Origin of the sequence: Burkholderia sp. WSM2232 (assembly GCF_000472545.1) — a bacterium.
Classification (GTDB): domain Bacteria; phylum Pseudomonadota; class Gammaproteobacteria; order Burkholderiales; family Burkholderiaceae; genus Paraburkholderia.
This window is the reverse complement of record NZ_AWZV01000061.1, coordinates 1-6,858: the sequence shown is the minus strand read 5'-3', so window position 1 is coordinate 6,858 and position 6,858 is coordinate 1. Positions and strand designations below refer to the sequence as shown.

The following is a 6,858-nucleotide window of genomic DNA, read 5'->3' as shown; positions in this document are numbered from 1 at the left end:
TACTACGTGGTCCGGCTGGATGCCGACTTCGGAAGTTCGCCCAAGGGCGGCGAGAGCGTGCCGCTGCGTCTGGCAAAGCCCTTCGCGGGNAAACTGCAGACCGGCATGCACTTCGTCGCNCTGGACGGCGACGAGGCNGTTATCTCNTTCCGGGATGGGGANCCCGACAAGCCTGAAATCACTGCGTTCCACCATCACAGCCAGGCGCGCGATCTGGTCACCAGCGACCGCCGCTGGCTGTCGCGCAACGTCATCCGTACCCAGAGCAACAACAAGCTGCGCATGGAGGACTGGGCGGGCCAGGAAGGCATCAAGCTCAGCACCGAGCACTCGGGCAAGAGCCAGCTGAACCTGGGCTATCTCGTCAACAGCAGGCTCGAATACCGGGGGGAGGGCTTCGAGCTGCGGACCGACAAAGGCGGGGCGGTTCGTGCCGGTGGCGGCCTGTTCCTGTCGAGCGACATTCAGGAGCGCGCCTCAGGCAAACAGCTTGAGATGGATGCGGCGCTGAACCAGTTGCGGATCACGGCGGCACAGGCGGACGGCCTAGCGCAGGCCGCTGCCGTTGCGAAGGCTGAAATTGCCGACCTGAACGCAGAAAACGAGTGGCTCAAAAACAGCGTGGCGGGGCTTCGTGAAGCGGTCATGCTGCTTTCGTCTCCAAAGGGGATCGCGCTTGCGACGCCGGATCGCGTGTCCATTGCGGCGGGCAAGGACGTCAACACAGCGACGAGCGGCGGCTTTAACGTTAGCGCGCTGAAAAACATGGTGGTGTCAGCGGCGGGTGCGGTATCGCTGTTTGCACAGCGCCTGGGTATCCGCATGATCGCCGCGCGGGGAAAGGTGCTGATCCAGGCGCAATCGGACGGACTGGACTGCGTCGCGCAGCAGAACATCGAGTTGTGCAGCGCAGGCGGAACGCTCACGGCTCATGCTGCTAACGGCGTCGTTCTTCACGGCGGCGGCACCGCATATATCAAGATTCATGGCGATAGCGTCGAGATTGGTGGCGCGGGTAGCCTCATCCTCAAGGTGCCGGATATCGACAAGCAGGGGCCGGGGTCGCTTTCGCTGCCGCTGCCTAGGTTTGGGCAGAGGAACATTCTGAACAACGAGAAGTTTGTCCTTTGTGACGAGCTAACGGGGCGTCCGCTCGCAAACCGCAACTATCGTATTCAGTTGGCGACCGGAAAAATCGCCGAGGGCAAGACGAACTCGAATGGTGAGACTTCGCTTTCGACCGACGAGGTGGCGCAGGGTCTGAAACTGATGCTTGCGAAGAAAGGGGACGTCTGACGATGAGCGACATGACGGAGAACCAGTCCGGTAGCGCGGCTACGCCAGATAGCAGGCAGCAACACTATCAGATGAATATTGCTACCAACGTAGTGCCGATGCAGCGGGACCATCTGGGTCAGCCGTTCTGGGAGTCTTACATGACGCCGGATAGTTACCAGGTCTATGCCAAGGCGCTCGTTCCTCCGCATCTGCCGGGGGTGATCATTTTTGTTCATGGAGTGAATTCCGAGGGGGAGTGGTATGACCACGCAGAAGCTCAAATATGTGATGGACTCAATAACAGACTAGGACGAAGCGATCTAAAAGAGAACAGATATACCGCGAGGGATGCCGAAAGCCGTCAAATCGTAGCTAGGAGACTAGCGCCAGACGGCGTGGGTAGATCTCCAGTAATTCGCTTCTACTGGGGTTATCGCGCCAAGGACGGCGACGAGCGGAAGTGGAAGGTTCCGCTTAGGAACATTAAAGGTGATAACCAGTGGACGGATACAGGTTCCAAGCAGAAAGGACCTTGGTATTGGGGCGGTGGCCCTTTCCAGAATGGCACTAACAACCTTCAACAGTTATGGAGCAACAAGGGTTTTAACAGGGACCTGCTCGGGGTATTCAATATGCAGTGGTTCAATACCGAATGGGACCGTGAACTGCACAACGCTCCTGGTCGGCAGTATTACGCGCATGCAGCGCAGCGTCTCGCCGACCTGATCGACCGGATCAGGAGCACCTATCCAAAGGATACGGTGACTGTCATGTCCCACAGTCAGGGGACCATGGTCGCTATGGCGGCGACGTTGATGTGCAAGACCCGTGCGCCCGACTCGCTGGTGGTCATGAACTCTCCGTTCGCCCTTGAGGACAAGACTACCGATGCACTTACGTGCTTTAACCAGCGTCCGACCACGCAGGCGCGGGTGAACACCTTCAAGGCCATTGCGAAGCGTATCCGCGACGATAAGAGAGTTCTCACCGCGAACGACCTGGAGCAACTGCATGTTGGGGCGACGCAGGAAAACGAACTATGGACTCCGGATGCCGCTTCCAATGGGATTAGGGAGCGCGACAACCATGGCCGCTTCTATGTCTACTTCAACCCCCATGACCGCGTGATGGGAGCCTCGCCGCTGCAAAGCATCGGCTGGCAGGGTGTGTCCAATGAGTTGATCGGCGAACTGGGAGAGACGGTCAAGCAGCGCATGCTTGCGCGTGGAACGCCCTGCGGCGACGCACCGGGGATGAAGAACTTCGGCTCGTTGCCGCGCATTCCCAATCCGGAACCGGGCGCGAAGCCGGACGATTTCTGGAACGGCAACCGGCGTGCGGCCGGTATGCAGTTATGGGCAGTGCCGAGCCGGAACCAGCAGGTGAACATCAATGCGGAACAGGTGCCGCTGCCGATCACAGCGGAGGAAATGTCGCGGCGGGCCTTGCGAGAAGTCACCTTGATGAAGGACGGCAAGGTTGTCAAGGAGCCGGGAGTTCCACGGTACTTTGACGAGGCTCGCTCGGATCAGGACGCACTCGGAGCGCGTGATGAGGCGGGCAATTACCTGGACCCTGGTGTGCCTTACCTCGAATCGATCCACGACCGGGAAAAGGAAGTGATTACCCAAGACCCTTATTCCTCAAGAGGGTGGAACAGCCGTCTTGAAACCAGGGAAGAGATGCTGAACCGGATTGAGGACTATCAGCCCATGCCGACCAATCACAGCACGCTTCCGCAGTTTGAGCCGTTCATGACCCGGGTAGCTGCTTGGGACTTGCCAATCGGGTTTTGTGACTCGTACGAAAACCCGGACTTCTGGTCGCGATTGATGCGGGACGCGGACTGGCTGAACTTTACAGACCCGTACTTTGCGGACGGAACATTGGATGTTCCACCCGTCCCTGACGGAATCGACAAGGAAACGGTCTCTGATGCCGTCTCGGAGGCTCAACAGGCGCAATTGAAAATGAGGAGGACATATGAGGGTAACTGACCTTCGCATCGCTGCGTGTATGGCGCTCGTGCTTTCTTTGAGTGCCTGCCAGCAGCAATGGGTCTATGAGGCGGAGCGCAACCAGCGTGCCCTGGCTTCAGGGCAGTACGAAGAAGTGCAGTACAACGTGCCGCCCAAGGTCGTCTACCGCATTGACGACCACCGGTTCGTCACGCTGGAGAACTATAACGGCTGCCTGGGTGATGGCTGGTATAACGATACGCGAACCGGGGTGCGCACGAAGATTGGTTTGCTGTGGCCGACTGGTTTTCGTGGGCGGCTCATCATTGATGATCCGACCGGAATGAATGTGGCTATTCCGCGCGTTTCAAGAAATGTCTGCGGCGATAGGGGATGTATCGACTACGTTGCTTATTCGACCGATGGTGGGCGTTCGTTCAATTGGATGCGGTATGACAATTATTACGTCAGTTTTGATCCTGTGAAGGATTCAAAGAAGTACGTGATTTCGGTCACCAAGGATGCAATGTACATCACAATGTTCACCTACAAGTACATGCCGATTTCGCCTTCGGGAGAGCACCCGGATCCAAGCTATGACCTTCGGGAAGACTCTTCGATTACAGACCAGTATCCAATGGCACCGGGATACGTCTACGGGAAGAACGCAACATTGCCTGAAGGCATAACCATTAGATCCAACGTTCGGTTGCCATCAGGTCTTCACACGCCCTCTGGTGCGGACCACTTTACCTGCGACGAACTCGTCAATGATTCAACGGCGGAACAAAAATGAGCAAGCCGCTATGCAAAGGCGACAGGGCGAGCCACGCGGGCGTCGCGAAGACTGTACCCGTCAGGTTCATGCTGGATGGGCGCGGGGTCGCGCTAGTCGAGGACATCGTCCGGCGTCCCCAGTAAGGCGACGGTTACGGGGGAGGCTCTGCGGTGAGTGGTCGATGGTTGCCACACGCAATGCGGCAGCCGAGTGATTGCCGGAACGGACGGGATGAGAATCCGATGACTCGAGAAAGGTGAAGCGCATTCAGTGAGAGCACGAAAACCTGGTTCGTTAAAACATCACACTGGCGTTGTCTGCTGCCGCTGTCGGTGTGCAGCAAACCGACGAATCTCGACGCACCTTTGGCAAGAGGACATCAATGACAACGCCGCTATGTGTAGGAAGCCGAGCCAGCCACGACGGAATAGTCAGGACGGGATCCTGCGGGTCTGCGGGATGCGTTTGGTCGGTAATGGTGAACGTTTAAACCTTCAAGAGTCGTCCTTCCCGGATAGTGAGTCAGAAAGATTCGGTCGCTGATGCCGTCTCGGAGGCTCAACAGGCGCAATTGAAAATGAGGAGGGCATATGAGGGTAACTGACCTTCGCATCGCTGCAGGTTTGGCGCTCGCGCTTTCTCTGGGTGCCTGCCAGCAGCAATGGGTCTATGAGGCGGAGCGCAACCAGCGTGCCCTGGCTTCAGGGCAGTACGAAGAAGTGCAGTACAACGTGCCGCCCNACGCTGGAGCGCTACCGGGACTGTTACCACGGTGAGACGTATTACAACGATACGAAGGCGGCAATCCGTAGCTATTTGGGCCGCGGTGCCGTCGAAGACTTCCAGGGGCGCGTCATCAATGCTGATCCGACGGGGCGCAATCTCGCGTTTCCGACAGCGATGCCGCCTGGGGCGTTTTGCGGCAACGGTGAGCGTGGCTGTAATCTCGGTCTGCTGTACTCGACGGACGGAGGGCGGACATTCAACGGAATGGTCTATAAGGACCATAGTCCAGACCCGTACAAAGGTTCACTGAAGTTTACGGTTATCGCAACTAGCGATTCGGTTTACGTTTCTGAGACGTTGGACCCTGACTTTAGTACAGTCGATACCGCCAGATATCCGATGATTCCTGGCTTTGTTTATGAACGCAGGGAAACGTTGCCGGAAGGAAAGCGCATTGACTTTAACGCCTCTTCTCCCTCTGGCCTGCGCACTCCTTCTGGACAAGATCACATTACCTGCGATGCCTCGATTAAACCGACGAATCCCGATGCACCTTTGGTAAGGGGACGTCAATGACAGCGCCGCCATGTAGTTCCAGCAGATATGCCATGGCTGTGGGGCCGTGATCGTCTCTATGTTATGGAAAAAGATCGACATGGCGAGGATGCCTTCGTTGTTCAGTACCCGCTGTTTCCAGGGATCGATCTGAATAAGCCGTATCCAGATGGAGTCCGTGGCGCAAGTTTGCGCGCGTTGTCGCGACCGGGTTTTGTAGCCGGTATGCGCACGCCCTCTGGAGCAGACCGTTACACCTGCGACGAACCCGTCAATGATCCCAAGGCGGAACAGAAATGACCAAACCGGTCTGTAAGGGCGACAGGACGACCCACGGGGGCGTCGTAAAGACAGCGTCTGCCACGTTCACGCTGGATGGGCGCAAGGTCGCGCTAATCGAGGACATCGTCACGTGCCCCGAGCACGGCGATAACCCGATTATCGAGCACGGCGAGGGCTATGGCGAAGGTGGCCGCAAGTGGGTGGTCGATGGTTGCCGCACGCAATGCGGCAGCCGGGTGATTGCCGGAACGGACGGAATGAAAATCCGATGAGCTTGGACTGGAAGTTTTGCGAGACAAAGCAGCTCGAATACGGCAAGCCTCCGTCTGCATGGATCGCCGTGGCGATCATCACACTCTTGACCACCGGTTTGTCACACTAGAGAACTACAACGGCTGCCTTGGTGACGCCTGGTATAACGACACGCGAACCGGGGTGCGCACGAAGATTGGTCTTATGTGGCCGACTGGATTTCGAGGAGGCGTAATCAATAGCGATCCAAAGGAGATGAATCTAGTGTTTCCGTCTGTTTCTCGAAATGTTTGCGGTGAGCGAGGTTGCATGGACTATATGGCCTACTCAACCGACGGTGGCAGATCATTTTCCTGGGTTCGATATGACGAGGACGATATTTCCTTCGATCCCGTTGAAAGTTCCAGCAGATATGCTATGGCCGTGGGCCGTGATCGTCTCTATGTTATGGAAAAAGATCGACATGGTGAGGATGCCTTCGTTGTTCAGTACCCAATGTTTCCAGGGATCGATCTGAATAAGCCGTATCCAGACGGAGTCCGCGGCGCAAGTTTTCGCGCGTTGTCGCGACCGGGTTTTCTAGCCGGTATGCGCACGCCCTCTGGAGCAGACCGTTACACCTGTGACGAACCCGTCAATGATCACAAGGCGGAACAAAAATGATCAAACCGGTCTGTAAAGGCGACAGGACGAGCCACGGGGGCGTCGTAAAGACAGCGTCCGCCACGTTCACGCTGGATGGGCGCAAGGTCGCGCTCATCGAGGACATCGTCACGTGCCCCGAGCACGGCGATAACCCGATTATCGAGCACGGCGAGGGCTATGGTGAAGGTGGCCGCAAATGGGTGGTCGATGGTTGCCGCACGCAATGCGGCAGCCGGGTGATAGCCGGAACGGACGGGATGAAAATCCGATGAGCTTGGACTGGAAATTCTGCGAGACAAAGCAGCTCGAATACGGCAAGCCTCCGTCTGCATGGATCGCCGTGGCGATCATCACACTCGTTGGTGTAGCAGGATTTGGACTGGT

7 protein-coding genes are annotated in these 6,858 nt (G+C 57.2%); all 7 read left to right on the top strand.

Going from position 1 to position 6,858, the window contains the following annotated elements:
• Window positions 1-105 precede the first annotated feature (105 nt).
• The 7 genes from F757_RS34375 (at window position 106) to F757_RS0129610 (ending at window position 6,746) form a co-directional block, all read left to right on the top strand.
• Complete coding sequence (locus F757_RS34375) at window positions 106-1,296, top strand: DUF2345 domain-containing protein (protein WP_442856673.1); 1,191 nt, start codon at window positions 106-108, stop codon at window positions 1,294-1,296.
• A 2-nt stretch (window positions 1,297-1,298) separates the two neighbouring features.
• Window positions 1,299-3,275: a T6SS effector phospholipase Tle3 domain-containing protein gene (locus F757_RS0129630; protein WP_027214494.1), complete on the top strand. Its 1,977-nt coding sequence runs from the start codon at window positions 1,299-1,301 to the stop codon at window positions 3,273-3,275.
• Window positions 3,262-4,032, top strand: coding sequence for a T6SS immunity protein Tli3 family protein (locus F757_RS0129625; protein ID WP_156923784.1), 771 nt, complete (start codon window positions 3,262-3,264; stop codon window positions 4,030-4,032). The genes F757_RS0129630 and F757_RS0129625 overlap by 14 nt, the downstream gene beginning before the upstream one ends.
• Before the next feature lie 651 nt (window positions 4,033-4,683).
• Window positions 4,684-5,316, top strand: a complete 633-nt coding sequence (locus F757_RS37100) for a T6SS immunity protein Tli3 family protein (protein WP_442856672.1) — start codon at window positions 4,684-4,686, stop codon at window positions 5,314-5,316.
• Window positions 5,317-5,591: 275 nt separating this feature from the next.
• Window positions 5,592-5,849, top strand: coding sequence for a PAAR domain-containing protein (locus F757_RS0129615; protein WP_027214492.1), 258 nt, complete (start codon window positions 5,592-5,594; stop codon window positions 5,847-5,849).
• Window positions 5,850-5,907: 58 nt separating this feature from the next.
• Complete coding sequence (locus F757_RS37095; RefSeq protein WP_442856671.1) at window positions 5,908-6,492, top strand: T6SS immunity protein Tli3 family protein; 585 nt, start codon at window positions 5,908-5,910, stop codon at window positions 6,490-6,492.
• Window positions 6,489-6,746 (top strand): PAAR domain-containing protein, encoded by a 258-nt coding sequence (locus F757_RS0129610; protein WP_027214491.1) that lies wholly within the window; start codon window positions 6,489-6,491, stop codon window positions 6,744-6,746. The genes F757_RS37095 and F757_RS0129610 overlap by 4 nt, the downstream gene beginning before the upstream one ends.
• Window positions 6,747-6,858 lie beyond the last annotated feature (112 nt).

What these genes read in the sequence shown, in the direction of transcription:
- F757_RS0129630 (WP_027214494.1), top strand. Translation starts at nt 1,299, where the DNA reads ATGAGCGACATGACGGAGAACCAGTCCGGTAGCGCGGCTACGCCAGAT.
- F757_RS0129610 (WP_027214491.1), top strand. Translation starts at nt 6,489, where the DNA reads ATGATCAAACCGGTCTGTAAAGGCGACAGGACGAGCCACGGGGGCGTC.
- F757_RS0129625 (WP_156923784.1), top strand. Translation starts at nt 3,262, where the DNA reads ATGAGGGTAACTGACCTTCGCATCGCTGCGTGTATGGCGCTCGTGCTT.
- F757_RS0129615 (WP_027214492.1), top strand. Translation starts at nt 5,592, where the DNA reads ATGACCAAACCGGTCTGTAAGGGCGACAGGACGACCCACGGGGGCGTC.
- F757_RS37095 (WP_442856671.1), top strand. Translation starts at nt 5,908, where the DNA reads ATGGATCGCCGTGGCGATCATCACACTCTTGACCACCGGTTTGTCACA.